At 70.5% G+C, this 22,866-nt stretch carries 19 protein-coding genes; 14 read left to right on the top strand and 5 right to left on the bottom strand.

Features of this window, described 5'->3' with window-relative positions; all coding sequences use genetic code 11:
* Positions 1-13: 13 nt before the first annotated feature.
* The 5 genes from ACZ7JA_RS12200 (at position 14) to ACZ7JA_RS12180 (ending at position 7,946) form a co-directional block, all read left to right on the top strand.
* Positions 14-1,786: an MOSC domain-containing protein gene (locus tag ACZ7JA_RS12200; RefSeq protein WP_470808021.1), complete on the top strand. Its 1,773-nt coding sequence runs from the start codon at positions 14-16 to the stop codon at positions 1,784-1,786.
* A 47-nt stretch (positions 1,787-1,833) separates the two neighbouring features.
* On the top strand, positions 1,834-3,330 hold the full coding sequence (locus ACZ7JA_RS12195) for a dihydrolipoyl dehydrogenase family protein (protein WP_470808020.1): 1,497 nt from the start codon (positions 1,834-1,836) through the stop codon (positions 3,328-3,330).
* 98 nt (positions 3,331-3,428) lie between these two features.
* On the top strand, positions 3,429-4,085 hold the full coding sequence (locus ACZ7JA_RS12190) for a GNAT family N-acetyltransferase (protein WP_470808019.1): 657 nt from the start codon (positions 3,429-3,431) through the stop codon (positions 4,083-4,085).
* Between the two features lie 236 nt (positions 4,086-4,321).
* Positions 4,322-6,757 (top strand): aminopeptidase N, encoded by a 2,436-nt coding sequence (pepN, locus tag ACZ7JA_RS12185; protein ID WP_470808018.1) that lies wholly within the window; start codon positions 4,322-4,324, stop codon positions 6,755-6,757.
* A gap of 508 nt (positions 6,758-7,265) precedes the next feature.
* Entirely contained in the window at positions 7,266-7,946 is a 681-nt protein-coding gene (locus ACZ7JA_RS12180; protein WP_351668528.1) for a class I SAM-dependent methyltransferase, read from the top strand.
* A gap of 318 nt (positions 7,947-8,264) precedes the next feature.
* Here ACZ7JA_RS12180 and ACZ7JA_RS12175 read toward each other — a convergent pair whose 3' ends face one another.
* Both ACZ7JA_RS12175 and ACZ7JA_RS12170 read right to left on the bottom strand, forming a co-directional pair.
* Positions 8,265-8,906: a carbonic anhydrase gene (locus ACZ7JA_RS12175; RefSeq protein WP_351668526.1), complete on the bottom strand. Its 642-nt coding sequence runs from the start codon at positions 8,904-8,906 to the stop codon at positions 8,265-8,267.
* Positions 8,907-9,230: 324 nt separating this feature from the next.
* Positions 9,231-9,458 carry a hypothetical protein gene (locus tag ACZ7JA_RS12170; protein ID WP_389305461.1) on the bottom strand — a complete coding sequence of 76 codons (228 nt, stop codon included), beginning with the start codon at positions 9,456-9,458 and terminating at the stop codon, positions 9,231-9,233.
* Between the two features lie 449 nt (positions 9,459-9,907).
* Between ACZ7JA_RS12170 and ACZ7JA_RS12165 the strand changes: the two genes are divergently transcribed.
* The 8 genes from ACZ7JA_RS12165 (at position 9,908) to ACZ7JA_RS12130 (ending at position 18,606) form a co-directional block, all read left to right on the top strand.
* A complete protein-coding gene (locus ACZ7JA_RS12165; RefSeq protein ID WP_351668584.1) occupies positions 9,908-10,423 on the top strand; it encodes a GNAT family N-acetyltransferase in 516 nt (171 codons plus the stop codon).
* A gap of 147 nt (positions 10,424-10,570) precedes the next feature.
* The gene (gene mscL / locus ACZ7JA_RS12160) at positions 10,571-11,014 is read left to right on the top strand and encodes a large conductance mechanosensitive channel protein MscL (protein ID WP_351668522.1); all 444 of its coding nucleotides are present in this window, start codon (positions 10,571-10,573) and stop codon (positions 11,012-11,014) included.
* A gap of 285 nt (positions 11,015-11,299) precedes the next feature.
* The gene (locus tag ACZ7JA_RS12155; RefSeq protein WP_389447276.1) at positions 11,300-11,752 is read left to right on the top strand and encodes a hypothetical protein; all 453 of its coding nucleotides are present in this window, start codon (positions 11,300-11,302) and stop codon (positions 11,750-11,752) included.
* Between the two features lie 148 nt (positions 11,753-11,900).
* The gene (locus tag ACZ7JA_RS12150) at positions 11,901-12,446 is read left to right on the top strand and encodes a GNAT family N-acetyltransferase (protein WP_470808017.1); all 546 of its coding nucleotides are present in this window, start codon (positions 11,901-11,903) and stop codon (positions 12,444-12,446) included.
* A gap of 825 nt (positions 12,447-13,271) precedes the next feature.
* A complete protein-coding gene (locus ACZ7JA_RS12145) occupies positions 13,272-13,892 on the top strand; it encodes an SRPBCC family protein (protein ID WP_389447761.1) in 621 nt (206 codons plus the stop codon).
* Positions 13,893-13,928: 36 nt separating this feature from the next.
* Positions 13,929-16,241, top strand: a complete 2,313-nt coding sequence (locus tag ACZ7JA_RS12140) for an FdhF/YdeP family oxidoreductase (protein ID WP_470808016.1) — start codon at positions 13,929-13,931, stop codon at positions 16,239-16,241.
* A 193-nt stretch (positions 16,242-16,434) separates the two neighbouring features.
* A complete protein-coding gene (locus ACZ7JA_RS12135; RefSeq protein WP_403680683.1) occupies positions 16,435-17,058 on the top strand; it encodes an AAA family ATPase in 624 nt (207 codons plus the stop codon).
* 93 nt (positions 17,059-17,151) lie between these two features.
* On the top strand, positions 17,152-18,606 hold the full coding sequence (locus ACZ7JA_RS12130) for an RNB domain-containing ribonuclease (RefSeq protein WP_470808015.1): 1,455 nt from the start codon (positions 17,152-17,154) through the stop codon (positions 18,604-18,606).
* 139 nt (positions 18,607-18,745) lie between these two features.
* Here ACZ7JA_RS12130 and ACZ7JA_RS12125 read toward each other — a convergent pair whose 3' ends face one another.
* Entirely contained in the window at positions 18,746-19,387 is a 642-nt protein-coding gene (locus ACZ7JA_RS12125) for a response regulator transcription factor (protein WP_351668510.1), read from the bottom strand.
* Positions 19,384-20,556, bottom strand: coding sequence for a sensor histidine kinase (locus ACZ7JA_RS12120; RefSeq protein ID WP_470808014.1), 1,173 nt, complete (start codon positions 20,554-20,556; stop codon positions 19,384-19,386). The genes ACZ7JA_RS12125 and ACZ7JA_RS12120 overlap by 4 nt, the downstream gene beginning before the upstream one ends.
* Before the next feature lie 151 nt (positions 20,557-20,707).
* Here ACZ7JA_RS12120 and ACZ7JA_RS12115 point away from each other — a divergent pair, with 151 nt between their 5' ends.
* On the top strand, positions 20,708-21,244 hold the full coding sequence (locus ACZ7JA_RS12115; RefSeq protein WP_389305477.1) for a hypothetical protein: 537 nt from the start codon (positions 20,708-20,710) through the stop codon (positions 21,242-21,244).
* A 104-nt stretch (positions 21,245-21,348) separates the two neighbouring features.
* Here ACZ7JA_RS12115 and ACZ7JA_RS12110 read toward each other — a convergent pair whose 3' ends face one another.
* The gene (locus ACZ7JA_RS12110; protein ID WP_470808013.1) at positions 21,349-22,686 is read right to left on the bottom strand and encodes a glycosyltransferase; all 1,338 of its coding nucleotides are present in this window, start codon (positions 22,684-22,686) and stop codon (positions 21,349-21,351) included.
* Positions 22,687-22,866: the final 180 nt, after the last annotated feature.

Genomic DNA, 22,866 nt, shown 5'->3' with positions numbered 1-22,866 from the left:
GAGGAGGTGAGCGGTGGCCACCTTGATCTCAGTCAACGTGGGGATACCGAAGGACGTCTCCTGGCACGGCAGGTCCGTGTACACCGGGGTGCACAAGCAGCCCGTGTCCGGGCCGCGGATGGTCAGGCGGCTGAACATCGACGGAGACGGTCAGGGTGACCTGGGCGGACACGGCGGGGAAATGCGGGCCGTGCTGGTCTACCAGCTCGACTCGTACCGCTTCTGGTCCGAGGAACTGGGCCGGGACGACCTGACGCCGGGCAGCTTCGGGGAGAACTTCACGGTCGACGGGCTCCCCGACGGCGAAGTGTGCATCGGCGACCGGTACCGGGTCGGCGGAGCCCTTCTGGAGGTCTCGCAGCCGCGGGTGACCTGCTATCGGGTCGGCATGCGCTTGAAGGAACCGCGCATGGCGGCGCTGCTGGTGGCCCACCATCGGCCCGGCTTCTACCTGCGTGTCATCGAGGAGGGCGAGGTGGAGGCGGGGCAGGAGATCGTCAAGGTCTCCACCGGCCCGGAAGCCATGACCGTCGAGGAGATCGATGCCGTCCTCTACCTCTCCGGTCACACGATCGACCAGGTGCGCCGTGCCCTGCGCATACCCGCTCTCAGTCCGGGCTGGCAGGCCTCGATGCGCGACCTGCTCGAACAGGCCGACAAGGGCGCGCCCGCGTCGTCCGGCAGCGCCGGCCTCACCGTCGCGGCCGGCGTCCCGCCCCCGGCATGGCGCGGCTTCCGTCCTCTGACGGTCACGGACGTCCACCCCGAGAGCGAGAACGTGATCTCCCTGAGTCTGGCCGCGGCCGACGGCTCCGCCCTGCCCGCCGCGCTGCCGGGACAGTTCCTGACCGTGAGGATGCACACGACCGGGGACGGGACATCCCTGATCCGCAGCTACTCACTGTCGGGCCGGCCCGGCACGGGTACGTACCGGATCAGCGTGAAGGCGGAACCACACGGCCTGGCGAGCACCTACGTGCGCGCGCACGTCCGGGCCGGGGACAGCCTGGAGTTCGCCGCACCGCGCGGCACCTTCTACCTGCCCAGTGGTGACACGCCGGTCGTGCTGGTGTCCGCCGGCATCGGGGCGACTCCCGTGCTGGCCATGCTGCACTCACTGGCAAGCGCCTCCTCCGGCAGACAGGTGTGGTGGCTGCACGCCGCCCGTAACGGCCGCGAGCATCCCTTCGCCCAGGAGGTGCGTGACCTGGTGGCACTGCTGGCCGACGCACGGTCCGTCGTCTACTACAGCAGGCCCGACCCCGCCGACGAACGCGGCAGGGACTACTCGGAAGCGGGCCGCCTCTCCGGCGAGCGGATCCTCGGTCTGGGCCTGCCCACCGATGCCGACGCCTACGTCTGCGGACCGGCGGCCTTCATGGACGACATGACCGACGCGCTGGTCAAGGCCGGCCTGCGGCCGTCCCGCGTGCACACCGAGAACTTCAGCGGCGGCCCCTCCCTCACCCCGGGGATCAAGGGCACGCCCGCGGTGAGGGCGCCGCACCAGCCGGAAGGCGACCCTGGCACCGGTCCCTCCGTCTCCTTCGCCCGCAGCGGACTGACCGTCGCGTGGAACGACGACCAGGCCTCCCTGCTGGAACTCGCGGAAGCATGCGACGTTCCGGTCCAGTGGTCGTGCCGCACCGGCGTCTGCCACACCTGTGAGCTCGCCATGATGTCCGGAGCCGTCGACTACTCCCCGGACCCGGTCGAGCCACCGGGCGAGGGCAACATCCTCATCTGCTGCAGCAGACCCGCGCAGGACGTCGTCCTGGATCTCTGACACCTGCCCGCGCCGCAGGCAGGCCTTCTCGGCGGAAGGACGATCGAATGTTCTCCAGGACGGCAGCGGTGGACCCGGATCGGTCGGAGTGGGACGTGATCGTCCTCGGCGGCGCCGCGGCGGGTGAGAACGCCGCACAGTACGCAAGCCAGTTCTCCGACCTGTCCTCGGTGCTCGTGGAGGACCGCCTGCTCGGCGGTGAATGCTCGTACTGGGCGTGCATGCCCAGCAAGGCCCTGCTCCGGCCGGCCGAGGTGGTCGACGCCGCCGCCCACCTGCCCGGCGTCTCGGCACGGCTGGATCCCGCCGGAGTGTTCGCCCGACGAGACGGCGTGATCAACGGACTGGACGACACGTCCCAGGTGGAGTGGGCCGTGAACAGCGGAATCGACGTGGTGCGCGGCTATGGACGCCTGGCCGGTGAGCGCCTGGTCGTGGTGAGCCGCCCCGACGGTTCGACCAAAACGCTGACCGCCCGGCAAGCGGTGGTCGTCGACACCGGTTCCTGTCCGGCCGTACCGGACGTACCGGGGCTGCGCGCAGCGCTTCCCTGGACCTCTCGGGATGTGACCACGATGAGCGAAGTGCCGAACCGGGTGGTGATCCTCGGTGGGGGCGTGGTGGCTTGCGAGGCGGCCACCTGGCTGCACGCCCTGGGGGCCGAGGTCACGGTCGTCCATCGCGGCGGGCGGCTGCTGGCCCGCAACGAGCCGTTCGCGGGGACGCTCGTGGCCGAGGAGCTGCGGGGCGCGGGCGTCCGTCTGCTCCTGGGGCAGAACATGACGCGGGTGAAGCGGTCCGACACCCGTGACACGGGCGAGGGGCGGGTGCACGGAGGTGAGGTGAGCGTGGCGCTGGACGACGGGACGATCATCGCGGCGGACGAGGTCGTCGTCGCCGCCGGGCGCACCCCGAACACCGACGACATCGGTCTGGAAACCGTCGGGCTGCCCCCGGGCGGCTTCCTCGACGTCGACGACCAGCAGTGCGTACGGGCGGCGGACGGCACATGGCTCTACGCCATCGGGGATGTGTGCGGGCGCGCCCTCCTCACGCACATGGGCAAGTATCAGGCGCGGATCGCCGGGGACTCCATCGCGGCCCGCGCCGCCGGCCGCGCCGACCTGCCGTCCGCCACGGCTGGTCACGTCGGGGCACCGCAGGTCGTCTTCACCACCCCGGAGGTCGGCAGCGCCGGTGCCACCGAGCAACAGGCGCGCGAGGCAGGTCTGGACGTGGAGACCGTCGAGTACGACCTCGCGGCGCTGGCCGGCACGTACGTCATGCGCGAGGGTTACCGCGGGCGGGCCAAGCTCGTCGTCGACCGAGGTGAGGACGTGGTGGTGGGGGCGACGTTCGTCGGATCCGGCATCGCCGAGCTCGTGCACTCGGCGACCACCGCCATCGTGGGCCGCGTCCCCGTGCCCACGCTCTGGCACGTCGTGCCGAGCTACCCCACCGCGAGTGAGATCTGGCTCCGCCTTCTGGAGACGCTGCGCGAGCGGCGCCACGTGTCCGGCGTGGACCGGCGTCACAGCCGGTAGGGCAGGGCCCCGGGCAGCACCGGCCGTGCCCTGGGGAGCGAACGGTGGCGAACGGTTATTCGCTCATCCGCCGGTTGCGGTCATGCTGTACTCGCCGGATGAAGAAGATCGATGCAGAGCTGATACGACGCTGGGTGAACGGCTGGACCGTGGCTCGCTCCCTGCCCGCGGCCGAGCCCGTCGGGGACGGCCTGCGGTCCCAGTGCGACCAACCGGGCCGCGAGGTCGAGGTGTTCGCGCTGCGTGCGGACGAGGAGCCCGAATCGTTGGCACGGTTGGCGGCAGCCGTCGCCGCCGCGAGGCAGACCAGCTGGCTCACGGTGCCTACGCTGCGCCCAGGCGCCGTCGAAGCAGTCGTGGGCGCCGCCGGACTGGAGTTGCTCCACCGGTCCGAGTGGTTCATGACGACCGATCTGATCGGGCACCCGCAGCATGCGCCCGCCGCGCCGTACGCGCGCGAGGTCCGCACGAAGGGACCAGTCACGGTCGTCTCCCTCCACGACTCCTCCGGAGAGGTGGCGGCGCGCGGCACCGTCGCCGTGGTCGGCACCGACGCGATCGCCGATCGTATCGAGACGGACGCGGCGCACCGGCGACGTGGCCTCGGCCGCGCCGTGATGAGCGCTCTGGCGGAGGCCGCCGTGGCTCAGGGCGCCCGTACCGGTCTTCTCATCGCCAGCGAGGAAGGCCAGCGTCTCTACTCCTCCCTCGACTGGCGCCGCGAAGCCGACGTCCTGATCGCCCGGGGCCGGTAAGTCTCTCGAACCGCTGGGACTGGCTCACGCCGGCCGAACCGCCCTTACGCCATGGCGCACTCCCGCGGAACCCAGTGATCGGACGGACCCATGACGGCGGGGGCGGGGCAAGGCAGACTCGGAGCGGGCGCGGCGCAGCGCCGGAACGACGTGACGGACACTCCCGGCCCACGGGGGCTTCTTGCTGCTCAGCGGGTGGTCAGCAACGAATGAACGAATCTTCGAGAGGGGTAGTGATGAGCGGCAGGAGCCTGACTCAGGCTGAGGCCGAGCGGCGAGCGAGTCTGCTGGCGGTCGAGCGATATGACGTCGCCGTCGACCTTTCGGGTCTGCTGACAGGCTCGCGGGTCCGGTGCGAATCGACGATCACCTTTACGTGTCGCAGTTCCGGGGCCGAGACCTTTGTCGACTGTGCGGCGGCGGTGGAAGGCGCCACACTCAACGGGGCCCCGCTGCGGTCGGCTGTCGAGGGCCGGATCATGCTGCCCGATCTCGCGGAGCGCAACGTCCTCAAGGTCGTCTCCGTGGTGGAGTGCTCGGCCGATGCCCAGGGCGTGCACAAGGCGGTCGATCCCGCGGACGGCGAGACGTACGTCTACACCGACTTCACTCCCGACTACGCCCGCTACGTCTGGGCCTGCTTCGACCAGCCGGATCTCAAGGCGCCGTGGGCGTTCACCGTGACCGCTCCAGCCGGCTGGCGGGTGCTGAGCAACAGCGGTGACCCGCAGGTCGAGGACCTCGGTTCCGTGCGACGCTGGACCTTCCCGCCGACACCGCCGCTGGCAACGTACAACACGGTGATCAACGCGGGTCCGTACTACGAACTGCGTCGTCCCGGAGCCGGTCATGATCTCGGGCTCTTCGCCCGGCAGTCGCTGGCCTCGGTGCTGGACCGGGATGCCGACGAACTGTTCACCCTGACCACCCAGGGGCTCGAGTTCTTCGCCGGCAGATTCGGCATGCCGTTTCCGCAGCACAAGTACGACCAGGTCTTCACGCCCGAGTTCCCCGGCGCGATGGAGAACTTCGGCTGCGTCACCTGGATGGACTGGTTCCTGCGCAGGACCACGCCCACCAGAGCGGAGTGGGACATCTTCTCGAGGTACCTGCTGCACGAACTCGCGCACATGTGGTTCGGCAACATCGTCACGATGCGCTGGTGGGACGACCTGTGGCTGAACGAGGCCTTCGCCGAGTTCGCGAGCAACTGGGCCGCCGTGAGCGTGACGTCGTACACCGATGCCTGGACGGCACACCTGGCCGGCGAGCAACTCAAGGCCTATCTCGTCGACCAGGGACCGACGACGCACCCGATCCGCCAGCAGGTCCGCGACGTCTCCGAGGCCGAAGCGACGTTCGACGCCATCACCTACCCCAAGGGCGCGTCCGTCCTGAAGCAGCTGATGGCGTACGTCGGCGAGGCTCAGTTCTCCGAAGGCCTGACCAACTACTTCGCCACGCACGCCTGGGGCAACACCACGCTGCAGGACCTGATCGACGCGGTCGCCGACGCCAGCGGCCGCGACCTGGACCAGTGGCGCGCGGGATGGCTGGAAACGGCGGGCACCGACCGGCTGACTCTCAGCCACGCCCCGGACGGGTTCGCCCTGCTCGCTCAGGGGCCCGGTGGTGGCCGCCCGCGCCCGCATGTCCTTGCCGTCGGAGCCTACGGGCGTTCAGGGGACCACCTGGAGCGCGGGGCGCTCGTCCACGTCGAGGTAGCGGGTGAGCGGACCCGGATCGACCTGCCGGCAGGAGCCGATCTGTATCTGGTCAATGACGAAGACCTGACCTTCGCCTCGACGAGACCTGAAGCCACGGCCAGGGACGCGTTCTTCCGCAACGCCGCCCGGCTGCCCACCGCGGTTGCGCGCGGTGTCGCCGTCACCACGGTCTGGGACATGCTGATGAACGGCGAAGCGACAGCCGCCGAAGCCGTGCAGTGTCTGACCGCAGTGCTCGCCGTCGAGACGTCCGCATCGGTGATCGAGCCGTATCTCAACCTGGCTGTCGAGGCCGCAGATCTGTGGAGCCCGAGGTCGGAGCGGGACGAGTTGCTGCGAGCAGTGGCTGAGACGTGCCTCGGCCTCTCCGGCGTGAGTGCCCACCGCAAGGCGGCGTTGCGTGGCTTCGCCCGCACCACGGCCGATCCGGAAGGGGTCGCGTGGCTCCAGAACGAGGCCGGAGAGGACATCGATCTGCAGTGGCGAGCGCTGGTCCGCAAGGCCCAGCTCGGGCACGCAACCGCAGCCGAGGCACACGCTCTGCTCGACCGCGACCCGGATCCCGAAGCATGGGTCAGCAGGCTCCAGGTCAGCGCTGCGATCCCGGACGCGGCCGAGAAGAAGGCGGTGTGGCAGACGCTGGTGACGGACCGCGCGGTGCCTCTCGCTTCAGTCCACTCGGTGGCGACGGTGTTCTGGAGTGCCGGTCAGGACGACTTGCTCAGGCCCCACGCGGAAGCCTTCCTCGATCTCGTGCCCACCGTCCACCGCGGAGGAAGCATGCCGGCGACGGTCTTCACCAGAAGCCTCTTCCCGCTGTTCGGCATCGACCTGACCTTCGTGGAACGAGCCGAAGACCTGGCGGCACAGGCTGTCCCGGTCGTCCGCACGAACCTTCTGGAGCGGGCCGACCGCATGCGCCGCATACTGCACTCCCGTAGCTGAGACGCGGGCTGCGCGTCATCGCCACCAGCCGGCCGCGGCTGTCGGCTCTGCACGCGCCGCCCATGTGATCCTCGATGCCTTCACGCCGCCTGAGGCGCTCGTCCGTCCGCAGGAGCGGGAGGTGGGCGTGGGTTCAGCGGGTGACGGCGTCGGCGACGGTGTGGATCTCGGTGTCGGCGAGCTGGGAGCGGTGCGGAGCACCGGTGTCGGGGCGGGGCCGGCTCATTGCGGGCCGGATCTCCTCGTGGTCCGGCGAACCTTTCCCATGTAGGAGCAGAGTCACCGGCGGCGGTGCGGTGCAGGATGTGTCCGCCATGACGATCATGGCCGACGGTCGACAGGCGGTGAACCTTCCCCGGCGTACGGGTCGGGTATCCGGTAGAACGGCCGGGCCGGCCCTGCACACCGCACGCCATCAGGCCCAGGCCGGTTTGCCGCCTTGGACGCCGTTTTGCCGGAGCGGCAACAGGAGTGGCGTGACCGGGCCACGATGGGCGACGTTGGGCCCGTGACCGACAACATCGCAGCGGGATCGCCCGCGTCTGACACTTTCTTGCCTGGCGACGGATACGTCGGAGACCCCGCGGTGCGGGCGGAGTGGGACAGCCGATACGCCGACCGACAACAGCTGTGGAGCGGCCGGCCCAACGGTGCGCTCGTGGCCGAGGTCGCCGGGCTCACGCCCGGGCGGGTGCTCGACGTCGGCTGCGGTGAGGGCGCGGACGCCGTCTGGCTCGCGCGCGGGGGCTGGGACGTGACCGCGCTCGAGGTCTCGGGCGTGGCGCTGGAGCGGGCGGCGGGGCATGCGCGGGACGCAGGCGTCGCCGTTCACTGGGTACACGCCGCGCTGACGGAAGCGGGGCTCCCGCCGGCCTCCTTCGACCTGGTCTCCGCGCAGTATCCGGCCCTGCTGCGCACCCCCGACGCCGCGGCCGAGCGAGCGCTGCTCGCGTCCGTCGCGCCCGGCGGCGTGCTGCTGCTCGTCCACCACGCGGGCATGGAAACCCAGCAGGCGCACGACAGTGGCTTCGACCCGTCTGACTACGTCTGGCCCTCGATGGTCGCCGCCCTGCTCACCGACGACTGGATGGTCGAGGTGAACGAGCAGCGACCACGCCTGGCACCCGACGGCGGCGCCGGCGCGCACCATACCGACGACCTGGTGCTGCGTGCGCGACGGCTGCGCTGAGCCCCTCGCGATCAACCCGCCAGGGACGCCGGTCTCCTTGAGATCAGCAGCGATTCGAGAGAGCACTCCGCACTGCCCGGGAACCCGTCTGACGTATCGCGAGCCGGATGGGGCGCAGTTGTACAGTCGTCGCTGATCAGCATGCCGCGCGACGCGGTGCCGTTGGGCCCTGCCGTCGAGGGCGATGCGATGCCGGGCTCGGCGCGGGAGAGCCCGGCCCGCTCGGCGTACTCGGCCCATGTGGGCTGACGTTCGCCAAGCGGTTTCCCGTGCTGCGGGTCCTGCACTGGGCCGCACGAGCGGCCACGGCCCGGACGGTCATGGTGCGGTGGGCACCGCCGTATCGAGGCCGCGGGTGGCGACGGGGTGGGCGCTGCCGTCGGCCAGGCGGTAGGAAAGCCCCACGATGGCGGTCCGGCCGTCCGCCACCGCCTCCGCCAGGACGCGGGAGCGCTCCAGCAGGAGGTCCACGGTCTGCTCGATGTGCTCGGCCAGGATTTCATCGGCCGTCTCGCGTCCGGCGGCGCGGGCGGCCAGCACGCTTGGGGTCACCCGTTCGACTACGTCCCGGACGAAGCCGCCCGGCGTCTGTCCGCTCTCCAGGGCCGAGCAGGCTGCGGCGACGGCGCCGCACGAGTCGTGGCCGAGGACGACGACCAGCGGCGCGTTGAGTACATCCACGCCGAACTCGATGGATCCGAGTACCTCCGCACCGGCGACATGCCCGGCGGTTCGGACGACGAACAGGTCGCCCAAGCCGCGGTCGAAAATGATCTCGGCGGCCAGCCGGGAGTCGGAGCATCCGAACAGCACGGCGAAGGGCTTCTGGGACGGTGCGGTCTCGGTGCGGCGGGTGGCGTCCTGGTTCGGGTGCTCAGGGGTCCCGGCGACGAAGCGCTGGTTACCAGCCTGCAGCAGTTCGAAGGCGTCACGGGGAGTCAGGTTGCGGATCTCTGTCATGTCCGCAGCTTAAGAGTCAGCACCAGCCCTCGCACCGCCGGGCGTGTCGCTTGGCCCGCGTTTGTGGCCACTCCGACCGCACCCGGCGCCTACCCGCGGTTCTCGGGCAGGAACCCGCGGACCTTGCCCCGCAGGAAACGTCTTCTGTGATGCTCTCCCGCCACTTCCCGCGTGCCGGGCGGGGCTGCTGGCCCGGCCGGCCGGCAGCCGGAGCGAAGGCGTGATGCCATCAGCCGCCGTACTCGAAATTGCGCGGTGCCGGCGGTCGGTGAGCGGGACGGGGTCGGTTACGGCCTGCACCCTTCGGGCGTAAACGCGCTGGCTTCAGAACAAGGTGTCGGTGTTGTCGGTCGGTACCGGGGGCGGCGTGTGGGGGTGGCGGGGACGCGCAGGCTCCGGGTCTTTCCCGAACAGTGGTTGGGTCCCGCACTCGTCGGGCACGGCGGGCACCGGTCGGCATACGTCCGCGTCGACCAGGTCGAGCGGGGCGCAGTCGTCGAAGTCGGCGCGGTTCATACGGGTCCAGTCGCGGTCCTGGGGTATGGCGGTCACGTGTGGTCTCCTGTCTGCGCTCGGGCCGGACACGGGCGGCGTCCGGCGTCACGTGGGTGTCCGGGGCAGTGCCGTGCGGCGTTTGCGTCCTATTGCGAGCCGACTGGCCCTGGCGGCGGTACCACGGACACGGAACATCATCTTCACCCACCATCGCTTTCCCTCCCCGGGGACATCCCACCACCCGGTGTTTCGCGTGCAGCGCGACCCAGTGCGCTTTTCACGGTTGGCGTCTGGCCGGGGTGGAGGGGCTCGCTCTGCGGAAGACCGGTACTGAGCGCTGCTTCACGAGCCGTTCACGAAAGTCCCCGACAGGCGCCCCGACCATCGTGCAGCCGGGACGCTGCCTCCAGGGGCCCGGCCGCACTCTGGAAGCCGAGGTGCACCCGTAAGGGGTGCCCCGCCCGCTGGAACGGGTAGCCGTCGACTGTTCGGGCACACGAGACGTCATGCACGGACTACACGCGCGTCGTACCAGCACCAGCCTCATCGGCCGGGCCTCCACAGCCGAGACAGCGCCACCGGGTCACGTCGGCGTCAAACACTCACACCGAGGCCGGCGCGCTGGCCGCCTACGCCGCCGCGTTCTCGCCTACCGGGCGATCGAATTCCTGTCCACACACATCCCGGACGACCCCGGCCCGGGTGACGAATGCCTGCTCCTCGTGCACACCCGCCAGGTCGTCGGCCAGGTCCGGTACCGGATCTGCACGGACTGCGCCCAGGGTGTCATCACCGCCGTCGTCATCGACGAGCGCTTCCAGAGCACCGGCCTGGGCACCCGCGCGCTGTCACACCTACGGTCCCGCCACCCGGGACTGACCTGGCGCAGCACGCTGCACAAGCGCACCACCCGTGATCTCCTGCGCCGGATGCGCATTCCCGCAACCACTTCCGCCACGCCCTGCCTCCACGCTCACCAGACACTCTCTGCGCCGGCCGGCCCGATATTCGCCCGCGGCTGACCTCAACGTTCAGTTGTCATGGCGCACCTGCGGCGCAGCCGGCATGGGTGAGGGGTGGCAGGGCATCCGAGGTGGTGGTGAAGGGAGCGACCTGACCGCGCTTCCGGTGCCGCTCATCGACGTCAAATTCCTCTTGGGAGTGAGAAGGTGAAGGGCTTCCGCAGCTTCATCCTGCGCGGCAACGTGGTCGACCTGGCCGTCGGCATCGTCATCGGAGCAGCGTTCACCGCCGTGGTGAACGGCTTCGTCAGCGCCTTCCTGACACCACTCGTCGGACTGGCCACCGGCGCCACGGGCGACATGAGCCGCAAGACCTTCACCGTCGGTGCCATCAAGTTCCCCTACGGCGCCTTCGTCAACGCGGCGATCAGCTTCCTCCTCCTCGCCAGCGCCCTGTACTTCCTGGTCGTGCTCCCGATCAACAAGCTCCACGAACGCCTCGCCCCGCACCAGGACGTCCAGGCCCCCAAACGGGACTGCCCCGAGTGCCTCAGCCCCGTACCCGCCCAGGCCCGACGCTGCGCCTCCTGCACCGTCTCCCTGCCCGCCGTACCCGCTCAGGCCGGAGAGACAACCCAGCGCGCCGGGTGATCCGACTTCCATGGCCTGGCCCGGGCTACGGGGTATCGGCCAAGCCAGGCCACGGGCCATGCCCGGCACCGGCCCGCACGCGGACACAGCCCGGCCTGCGCACGCCGCTCCCAACACCAGCGAGGCCGGGCCGGACAGGGAGAGGATCATGATCGAGTTCCCGTGGACGCCCCAGAGGCACCCACTTGATCCGGAGTGGCTGATCGAGTACAGCCAGGTGGCGCCCTGTGCGCACCTCGCACGGTGGGCCACGCGCCCATGACCACCCTTGGCTGACAGGAAGACATGAACGACGTACCCGCCGACTTGAGCCGGGCCGAGATCTCCGTCGCGGATATCCCCTCGTTGCTGCTGCGCATGATCCCGGAGTCCGCCGACTCCATTGCGGAGACGTACGGTCATCCCGCGGAAACGGCCGTGCTGACCGAGAGACTGTGGGTGCGGCTGTACCGGCTGCTGGCCGAGTGCTTCACCACGCCCGTGCTGATGCCCGAGTTGAAGAGAGCCAGCCCTGACACTGAGCTGCTCGGCCGCTGTTGGGACTTCGTGGAAACCATCGTCGCCCACCCCAGTGAGCATGTCAGCGGCGCCGCATACTTCGAGGTGCTCGAACAGCTCCTGAACGCCGAAGGGCTCGCCGAGGCGGCCTGGCCCTACATGAAAGACCGGACACGGGCGCGCACCGTGCAGATGCTGAACTTCTACGACGTCCGCCTCCCGGGGATCAACCGGCGCTAGGACGTCCAGCGGTGGCGCGGAGTGCCCGAGTTCGGGCACGGCATTCGTGCGGCCCTGCTCACGTCAGGGACCGACCGGGTGATCATTAAGTCGGCCGAGGCCGTAAAGCGATGGACAGCCCTGCGGTGCCCGGACGAACATCTCCGCGATGAATCACGAACCTCTCTCCATCTCCAAACGCGTCCGTTTCGTCGAGCTCAGCGCGAAGGCTCTGCGGGCGCTTGCCGACGGTGACCTCGCCGGTGGCAGCGCCGAGGCCGGGGTCGCCCTTGACGAATACTTCGTCTGCGACCGGGCCCGCTGGATCTTCGGCTATCGCGCTGACCAGCTCGCCAAGGATCCGTCTGCCGCGACCTGGATCACGCGGGCTGCGGTGTCCGAGCCGGACGGGGCCGTTGTCGGCGACGCGGGGTTCCACGGGCCACCGGACGAGGCCGGCATGGTCGAGGTCGGCTACACCGTCGTGCCCGGACATCGCCGCCAGGGCTATGCCCGCGCCATGCTGAGGGCGCTGCTCGTCAGGGCCGCCGCCGAACCCGGTGTCAGGACCGTGCGGGCCAGGATCGGCTCCGACAACACCGCCTCCCTGGCCACCATCGCGGGCTTCGGTTTCACGCGCGTCGGCGAGCAGGGGAACGAGGGCGACGGGCTCGCGATCGTCTTCGAGGTCCCGGCAGACGCGATCCAGGCCTAGCGGCGTACGACCTCGGCGGACATGGCGGGTGACCCGGTCGGCCCGTGACACGAAAAGGGCCCCAAGGGTTGGGTGATTGTCACGCTGACCTGGGCCCGTGCGGTCTGTTCCCATCCTGCCCTGTCCGGTGTCTCACGCGCGCATTTCGGCGAGTTGTTGGCCGAGCTCGCCAGTGCGTGGGAGGCCGCACGGCAGTCCGCGCCCCGCGAGGCCCGGGGCGGGGAGAGTCGGCGGCGGAGGTTTTGCGCTCGCGTCATCCTTTCGGCCCCTTCAGTGGGCGATCGTAGAACCCCTCGCAACCAGGACCGCCGGCGTCACCGGCGGGATCGTCGACGGCCTGCTCGTCACCGTCGATACGGCTCTGCCCCTGCTCAACACCTGTCGATACGGCTCTGCCCCTGCTCAACACCTGGGGTGCCTCGCAGATTCTCACCGTGCCGCGGCTGCCCGGCGACGATCTCCTCGAGGACGGCGGGCGGAAGTAGTTCGATGAGCCGCTTCCGCGCGGTCGCCGGCCACCCGCCGGGTCACGCTGGGCGGCGGGCGGCCGTGCCAGGGGTGAAGCTGGAGGTGACCGTCGGCCACCTGGAGAAGCCCGTGACCAACGCCCCTGCCACGCCCCGGCTCGGCGCCCCTCCTGCGAACCGGGGCGGGCCCCTCCTGCGAGCCGGGCCCGGCCCCTTCTCGCGCTCGGGGCCGCCCCGGGACGCCTACGCGATCGGGTGACTCGAAACCCGGGATCGGGGAACCGGAAGACATGCCCTGCCCCACAAGGGGAGGGCCGGGTCTCCGACGCCCGGCTCCCTCACCGGAAGAAGGATCATGATGGCGCACGAAGACGACGGTGGGCAGGCCGTGCCGAGCACCCCGGACATGCGCTCCGACGGCGACGGGGTCGCACGCCGCCGTCCGCTGCGCGAACGGCACGTCGAGGAGACGGTCGAGGTCGCGGTGCCGGTCCGCACGGCCTACAACCAGTGGACGCAGTTCAAGACGTTCCCGCGCTTCTCGACCGTGGTTCGCGACGTCGAGCAGATCAGGCCTACCGTCACCGCGTGGACCATCGGCTACGGCCCCCTGCGTCACCGTTTCGCGGTCGAGATCGTGGAACAGGACCCTGACGCCTACCTGGCCTGGCGTGGCCTGGAGCAGCACCCCACCCACCAGGGCGAGATCGAGTTCAGGCCGACGGAGTCCGGTGGCACCGCGATCACGGTCCGGATGCTCCTCGAACCGCAGGGGGCCGCGAAGGTCCTCACGCGCTCGTCCAGGGTCGTGGGGCTGACCGCGCGACTGGTGCGCGGGGAACTGGTGAGTTTCAAGCACTTCATCGAAGGGCTCGGTGAGGAGGGCGGTGCCTGGCGCGGCACCATCCGCAACGGCCGGGTTCAGCACGACACCGCGGAACCGCCCAGGAGCCGTGTCGCCCAGTGGCCCGTCGGCTGACCCGCGTACCGCACACGGCAAGAGAAAGGCCAAACGATGCAGAACCCGCCCGGTGAGGAGCCGGAGACCTCCCTCTCCGTGACACCGCCGAAGAAGTGGGCGGCCGGGGTTCCCGCCGTCGTGCACGCGCTGGAGTACTCCCTGGAGCAGACCTCGCCGCGCAAGACCGGGGTAGACCTGCTCACCATGAACCAGGTGGGCGGGGTCGACTGCCCCGGCTGCGCGTGGGCGGACCCCGCTCCGGGCCGGCGCCATCGCAATGAGTACTGCGAGAACGGCGCCAAGCACATCAACGACGACGCCACGACGCGCCGGATCACCGCCGACTTCTTCCGCGAGCACAGCGTGTCCGATCTGGCCGCCCGCTCCGACATGTGGCTCAACCAGCAGGGCCGGCTCACCGAGCCGATGATCAAACGGCCCGGGTCGGACCACTACGAGCCCATCGGCTGGAACGACGCGCTGGGCGTCCTCGCGCAGGAACTCAAGGGTCTTGACTCGCCCGACGAGGCGGTCTTCTACACCTCCGGCCGGGCCAGCAACGAGGCCGCCTTCGTCTTCCAGCTCTTCGCCCGCGCCCTGGGCACCAACAACCTGCCCGACTGCAGCAACATGTGCCACGAGTCCAGCGGCTTCGCCCTGAACGAGACGCTCGGCGTCGGCAAGGGCACCGTGAGCCTCGACGACCTCCACCACGCGGACCTGATCTTCCTGGTCGGGCAGAACCCGGGCAGCAACCACCCGCGGCAGCTCTCCGCCCTGGAGGAGGCCAAGCGCAACGGCGGCCGCATCGTGGCGGTGAACCCGTTGCCGGAGGCGGGGCTGCGGCGCTTCAAGAACCCGCAGAAGCCGCGCGGGGTCGTGGGGCGTGGCACCCAGATCGCCGACCGCTTCCTGCACATCAAGCCGGGCGGGGACCTCGCCCTGTTCCAGGCACTGAACCGGCTGTTGCTGGAGGCGGAGGACGCGCGTCCCGGCACCGTCCTGGACCACGACTTCATCGACGCCCACACCTCCGGTTTCGAGGAGTTCGCCCGGCACGCCCGCACCGTCGACTGGGACGACGTGCGCGCGGCGACCGGACTGACCCGCGAGGAGATCGAGAAGGTCCGCGACGAGGTCCTGCGCAGCGACCGCGTCATCGTGTGCTGGGCGATGGGCATCACCCAGCACAAGCACGGCGTGCCCACCATCCGGGAGATCGTCAACTTCCTGATGCTGCGGGGCAATCTGGGGCGCGCCGGCACGGGCGCCTGCCCGGTGCGCGGCCACAGCAACGTCCAAGGTGACCGCACCATGGGCATCTGGGAGCAGATGCCGGACAGCTTCCTGGACGCCCTTCAGGAGGAGTTCGGCTTCGATCCGCCACGCCCGCACGGTTTGGACTCGGTGAACTCGATCAAGGCGATGCTTGAGGGCCGCGTCAAGGTCTTCCTCGCCCTGGCCGGGAACTTCGTGCGCGCGGCGCCCGACAGCGAGGTCACCGAGAAGGCGATGCGATCGTGCCGGCTGACCGCCCACATCTCCACCAAGCTCAACCGCTCGCACACCGTCTGCGGCGACACCGCCCTGATCCTGCCGACGCTTGGGCGCACCGAGCGTGACGTCCAGGCCGACGGCGAGCAGTTCGTCACCGTCGAGAACTCCATGAGCGAGGTGCACACCTCCCGGGGACGGCTCGAGCCGGCCTCGCGCGTGCTGCTGAGCGAGGTCGCCATCCTGTGCCGGCTCGCCCGGCTGAGCGTCGACGGCGAGAAGGACATCCCCTGGGCGAAGTTCGAGGGCGACTACAACACCATCCGCGACAGCATCTCCCGGATCGTGCCGGGCTTCCACGACTTCAACGCCCGGGTGACCCGTCCAGGAGGCTTCCAGCTACCCAACCCGGTCAACGAGGGCGTGTTCAGGACCGAGACCGGCAAGGCCCGGTTCACCGCCAACGAGCGGGTGGTCCCCCGAGCCCCCGAGGGTCACCTGCTGCTGCAGACCTTGCGCTCGCACGACCAGTGGAACACCGTCCCGTACACCAACAACGACCGCTACCGCGGCATCCACGGCAGCCGCCACGTGATCCTGGTCAACCCGGCCGACCTGTCCGAACTCGGCCTCGCACAGGGCGATCGCGTGGACCTGGTGAGCGTCTGGGAGGACGGCATCGAGCGCCGCGCCGAGAACTTCGAGGTCGTGCCCTACCCGGCGGCCAAGGGTTCGGCCGCCGCCTACTACCCGGAGACGAACGTCCTGGTGCCGCTCGACAGCGTCGCCGACGTGAGCAACCAGCCCACGTCGAAGGGCATCGTCGTCCGCCTCGAACCCACGGGCGCCCGATCCCGGTCGGTACCCGTCTGACCGCAACCGGCGCCGCCGCGGGACCCCGCTGACAACAGCGGGGTCCCGCCGTCCGTCCAGGCGGTTTCGTCCGGATCACCGGGCGGAGCAGAGGAAACCGCCGATGGTCTCACGGTGGCTCCGGCCGCCGCACCCCCACACCCTCCCCAGGCATCGAAGGATCAGTAGAGTCTTCGGCGTGCGCGACGTACGGGTGATACTGATCGGCGGGACGTCGAACGTCGGAAAGTCGACCGTTGCCCAAGTGGTGGCGGAGCGGCTCGGGTTCGAGTGCCTGAGCACTGACCGGCTGGCCCGGCACCCCGGCCGCCCCTGGAGAACCCCGGAGTGGCAGGTGCCGAGGCACGTCGCCGAGCACTACGGATCACTTACGGTGGACGAACTGATCACCTCTGTCCTCGGCCACTACGACCGACTGTGGCCCCGCATCGAAGAGCTGATCACAGCCCATGCGACCGAGGACCGCGGCAGGACGGGCCTGGTTCTGGAGGGGTCGGCACTCTGGCCCGTCCGCGTCGCGCGGCTACGGGTCCCGCGCACCGCCGCCGTATGGCTCACCACCGACGACTCCGTACTACGCGCCCGCGTTCACGCGGGGGGCTGCTACGAAGCCGCCACGGACGAGGAGCGGCTCCTGATGGACAAGTTCCTGGCGCGCACCGAGCGTTACCAGACACTCATGATCGATGCAATCGACAGGCTGGGCCTGGAGCGCATCGACGCGGGCCGCGGACGGTCTGCCGTGGAACTGGCCGACACCGTGCTCGCGGCTGCCGACGCGCAGACCGCGGTAGGACAGTCATCCACCGGTCGGTGACCACTCGTGCCGGCTCACCTTCGGCCCCGGTCCCCTCCACCGCCCGGCCCAGCTCGCCGTGCCGGTTCGTGAACGCCGCCCTACGCTCGGGGCATGCACCGCCGCCCGATGCACATGTCTGCCGAGGCCCAGGACGCTCTGCGCACCGCGCTGGAGGAACTCCGCGCGGAGCTGAAGGTCCCCCTGAGCTTCCCCAAGCGCGTACTCAAAGCGGCCGACAAGGCCGTGGGTGAGGCGCGCTTGCCCGAGAAGGACGCCACCCACCTGCCGTTCTTCACGATCGATGCGCCGACCTCGAAGGACCTCGACCAGGCCATGCACCTGGAGCGGCGGCCCGGTGGCGGCTACCGCGTGTACTACGCCATCGCTGACGTGGCGACCTTCGTCAGGCCGGGCAGCCCGCTGGACATCGAGGCGCACGACAGGATCGAAACGCTGTACTTCCCCGACCTCAAGGTGCCACTGCACCCGCCCGTCCTCTCCGAGGGCGCGGCCAGCCTGCTGCCGAACAAGGACCGCCCCGCCCTGTTGTGGCAGCACGATCTCGACGCCGACGGCAATCTGACCGACTCGTCCGTGAGCCGGGCCGTGATCCGAAGCCGGGCCCAGCTCGACTACGTCGGCGCCCAGCAGGCCATCGAGAACGGCACGGCGGAGGAGTCCCTCGCCCTGCTGCGTGAGATCGGCCAACTGCGGGAGGCCGTCGAAGTCGCGCGCGGCGGCATCTCGGTGAATCCGCCGAACCAGGAGGTCACCCTCAAGGACGGATCGTTCCAGCTGCGTTACGTGGCGACGCTGCCGGTCGAGGGCTGGAACGGGCAGATCTCCCTCATGACCGGGATGTCCGCGGCCCAGATCATGCTCGACACGGGTACCGGCATCCTGCGGACCCAGAAGGAGCAGGCCGATCAGAACGTGATCAAGCGTCTGCACGACATCGCGAAGGCGCTCGGCATCGTCTGGCGGCCCGGCATCTCGTACGCCACGCTGGTGCGCAAGCTCGATCCCCGGAAGCAGCAGCACATGGCCTTCCTCACCGAGGCCACGAGCACGATGCTCAAGGCGGAGTACACCGTCTTCCGCGACAACCAGAAGCCGGCGTACACGATGCACGCGGCGATCGCGGCCCCGTACACCCATTGCACGGCTCCGCTACGGCGCCTGGTCGACCGGTACACGGGTGAGCTGTGCGTGACGGCGTGCGCGGACAAGGCCCCGCCGAACTGGGTGCTCGACGCCCTGTCCTGCATCCCGTGCGACACGGCACGGGGGAAGAGTGGCCTGGCGGAGCGGCAGACCCTGGACCTGGCCGAGGCCGCGGTGCTCAAGGACCGCGTGGGCGAGGTGTTCGACGCCGCGGTCATCGACACCGACGCGGAGCGGGGCAGGCCACGCGAGGGCAAAGTGTTCCTGGCCGACCCCGCCGTGCTGGCCAAGGTCGTCTCGACCAACGGCCTGGACCTCCAGCTCGGATCCAGCATCAGGGCCAGACTCAAGCAGGCGGACCCCGCCGCGGACGAGGACAAGGTCCTCTTCACCGTGCCCTAAGGGGTGCCCCGTAAAGCTCCCGGAGCCGCCTCGGGCATGGGGGGGCGTCGTCCCCCGGCAGCCGCGCGGACTGAGCCGCCACCCCACAGGGGCGCGGCACCGTGCCACGCCCCTCCCGCCAAGGTGGTCGCACGCGCGGCTAGATCCTCAACTCCTGTGCCAGCACAGCAGCTTGTACCCGGCTGCGCAGTCCGAGCTTCGCCAGCAGACGGCTGACGTGCGTCTTCACGGTGCCCTCCGCCATCGACAGGCGGCGGGCGATCTCGGCGTTGGACAAGCCCTCACCCACACAGGACAGCACCTCCCGTTCGCGTCGGGTGAGCCCGTCCAGCACGGCGGGATCGCCGCTCGCCCCCCGCACCGGCCTCGCGGCGAACTCGGCGATCAGCCGCCGGGTGACGGCCGGGGCGACGATCCCCTCCCCGCGCGCCACCGTCCGCACCGCCGCCAGCAGGTCCGTGGCCTCGGTGTTCTTCAGCAGGAACCCGGCCGCTCCCGCCTGCAACGCCCCGAAGACGTACTCGTCGAGATCGAACGTGGTCAGCACCAGTACGTCCGCGAGTCCCTCGACGGTGATACGCCGGGTCGCCGCCACCCCGTCCAGGCGCGGCATCGACACGTCCATCAGGACCAGGTCGGGGCGCAGTTCACGCGCGAGTTCCACCGCCCGCTCGCCGTCCGCGGCCTCGCCGGCCACCTCGATGTCGGGCGCGCTGCGCAGGATCAGGACGAGCCCGGCGCGGACGGCGGCCTGGTCCTCGGCGACGAGAACTCGGATCATGCGGGCTCTCCCTCAGTCAGTGGAAAGACGGCGTGCACGGTCCACACGCCGCCGTCGGGCCCGGCCACGAAGGTGCCGCCGAGCAGCGTCGCCCGCTCCCGCATCCCGGTCAGACCGGCGCCCGATCCGGGTGCGCGGGGCGAGTCGCCGGGCCGGTAGGGGCTGGTCACGCGCACGTCCAAGGTGTCGCTTCGCTGCCGGAGGCCGACGTGGACGCGCCCCTTCGCCGCGTGCTTCAGAGCGTTGGTGAGGGACTCCTGGACGATCCGGTACGCGGCCAGTTCCACGGGCGCGGGCACCACGCCGTGTCCGGCGTCCAGGGTCACGTCCAGGCCGTTGGCGCGGGCCCCGCCGACGAGGCCCGCGAGGCTGTCGAGGGTGGGGGTGGCGGCGGGTTCGAGGTCGCCGTCCCTGTCCCGCAGGATCCCGATGAGCCGCCGCATCTCCGCCAGTCCGTCCACGCTGTTCTCCCGGACCACGTTCAGCGCGTCCTTCGAGGTCTCCGGGTCGTCGAGGGAGAGCGCGGCGGTGGAGTGGATGGCGATCGCGGACAGGTGGTTGGCGATCACGTCGTGCAGCTCCCGGGCCATCCGCGCCCGCTCGGCGGTGACCGCCTGGGCGCGGTCCATCTCCGCCAGCAGCGCGGTCTGTTCGGCCCGTAGCCGCGCGGCCTCCGCGGCGTCGCGATGGTTGCGGACCACCCAGCCGGTGGCGGCGGGCGCGAACGCCACCACACCGATGCCCACGCCGATCAGCAGGCCCTGCGGATCACGCCACAGCGCAGCCGGCACGACTCCGCCGACGACCGTCAGCATGCCGGTGATCCAGGGGATGCGGCGCGCTGAGGCCGGGGTGCCGTACAGGACGGCCGCGTACACCAGATCGGTGTACAGCACGATGGTGACGATGCTGCCGCAGGTCACCGTGTCCAGGATCAGCGCGGCGGTGCCGATCAGCAGACCGGCGCGGGGCACGGCGCGGCGCAGCGGCTCGCAGGCTGCGGTCACCGCGAGCGGCACCAGCGGCGCCCATGAGGCGTCCCAGAGCACGAGGCCGTCCGAGGGCGTGCGCGGATGAATGCCGAGCATCCACAGCAGCACCCCGCCGAGAAGGCCGCCCACGGCGATGCGCCAGTCGTCGCGGTGGGGGCGGGGGAGTGTGAAGGCCATGGGCTCCATCCAACACGACCCGCAAACGCCGCGCCTGCGCCGCGGGAAGGGTCCCGAACTGCATCTTTCGCTTACCCGGAACTCATCGTCACCGACGACGGCCCGCGGGCGGGGCCGCGCGAGGCTGGAAGCGGAGTGAAGGGAGCAGTTCGTGATCGTCGGACTCATCGCCGCCTGCGAGGTGGCCTTCTGGGTATTGCTGGCTGCGGGGCTGGCCTTCCGCTACCCGCTGCGGATGCGCCGCACCGGGCTTGCACTGCTGCTCTGTGAACCGCTGCTGGAGGTCGTGCTGTTCGTGGTCACCGCGATCGACCTGAAGAACGGGGCCGAGCCCGACTGGCGGCACGGACTCGCCGCCGTCTACATCGGCTTCACCGTCGGCCTCGGACACTCGACGATCAAATGGGCGGACGCCCGCGTGGCCCACCGCTTCGCCGACGGCCCGCCGCCCGAGCGGCCCCCCAAGTACGGCACGGCCCGCGCCGTCCACGAGTGGAAGGTCGCGGGCCGCTGGATCCTCGCCTCGGCGGTCGCCCTGGCCCTGTTGCAGGGGGCGGTCTGGTACGTCGGCGGCGACGGCGGGACCGGCCCGCTGCGCGCCTGGCAATCGCGGATGCTGTGGCTGATCGGCATCAACGTGGTGATCGCCGCGAGCTACACGCTGTTCCCCAAGCGCGAGCGCTCGTGACACTCAAGGCCAGAGGCCACACGCAGTGAGCTGCCACAACGTCTGAGACCGGATACCTGGAACTTGGCGTGGGCAAGGGCGGATCAACTGGCATCCGCCCGGTCCTACGGAGCGGGCGCCCGTCCCGGCATGGTCGCCAGTAGGTGCCGGGCCGCCCAGCCGGGTCCGCGTCGGCCGAGTTCACGAGCCCAACGTGCCATACGCGGCCGCACGTTCACGTCCATTGCCTCGAGCGCTCTCGCCACGTCACCGCGCGCCAGCGCGTTGGGGTCCAGTACGAGCCCCACGCCCGCCCGCTCCGCATCCCGCGCGATGGCGAACTGGTCGCTGGACAGGGGCAGGACCAGCGCGGGCACCCCGGCGCGCAGGCACTCGGTGAAGGAGTTGCCGCCACCGTGATGCACCATCGCGTCCACATGCCCGAGCAACCGCTGCTGCGGAACCGTGGGCCGCACGACGACACGCTCTCCGGCCAGGTCGGCGAGCGCCCCCGTACGGTCACCGGCGGCGACGACGACAGCCGTGTCAGCGCATCCCTCCAGCACATCCGACACCACGGCGCGCAGCACGTCGTCGCGGGCCGACAGGAACGTGCCCAGCGCGACGAGCACGACCCTCTCGGAGCGGGCGCGCAGCAGCTCCATCTGCCGCGCCCACTCCGCGGACAGGGGTTCAGCCGGGCCTGTCATGTGTCCCGCGAAGAGATGCGCAGGGCCGTGAGGCGGGGCCGGCAACCACGGCACTTCCGGGTAGGCGTACACGACCGCCGAGGGTGACGTCAGAGCGAACGCGCGGCGCGGGACCGGCGCTTGTGGCGCTCTGCCGTTGACGAAGGCGGTGAACAGTTCCGTGAACAGCCGGTCGTTCGTCTCAGCGACCGACCGGAGCCCGGCCAGCTGCGACGGCTCCGGACGCAGGACGTCCGGCCAGTCGTAGGGCACGCCGAACAAGGCGCCCGGTCCCGACAGCACGTAGGTCGGGTGGCCGGGGCAGAACGTCGCGTACGCCAGCCTCAGACAGTGCAAGGCAAGAGTCACCGGATAGCTCAGCTGGTCGACCACGAACCAGTCGGGCCGCAGCCGCTCGTCCACAGCACGCAGCGCCGCATGGACCCCGTCGGGGTCGGCGAGCATGTCCGCCTGCCGGTGCCGCGCCTGGGTGACCAGCGCCTCGACCGCGCCTTTCCCGGTGGCCTGCACGAACTCGGCCAACCGCGCGGCCTCGTCCGCTGCCTGCTCGGTCGCCTCCGCAACACCGGTGTTGGCGTTGCGCGTCACGGTCAGCGGCACGAAGCCGACGCCGGCACGCACCGCGAGCGCCTCGAAAGCGGGGGCGCAGGCGAAGTACACCTCGGCACCCCGCGCACCGAGTGCCGCCGCCAGGACGGACAGGGGGGCGGCATGAGAGGCGAAGGGCGGGCTGACGACGACGATACGTGGCATACCACGGCTTCCCCGGCCCGCCCCCGTACGGATGCGCCTTCGGCGTTCCGCCCGCAGCGCATGAGCTCGGCACCGGTCCCGCCCGCCAGGCACCGGTCCGACACACCGGCCGGACCGGCCGGTGCATCCGCCCGACGCGCCGCGGGCGAACCATCCGCGAACCCCCCCGAGCAGCCAAGG

The sequence above is a fragment of the Streptomyces sp. NPDC038135 genome, assembly GCF_055601245.1.
The sequence above is the reverse complement of the archived record's forward strand: the minus strand, read 5'-3'. Positions and strand labels throughout refer to the sequence as shown.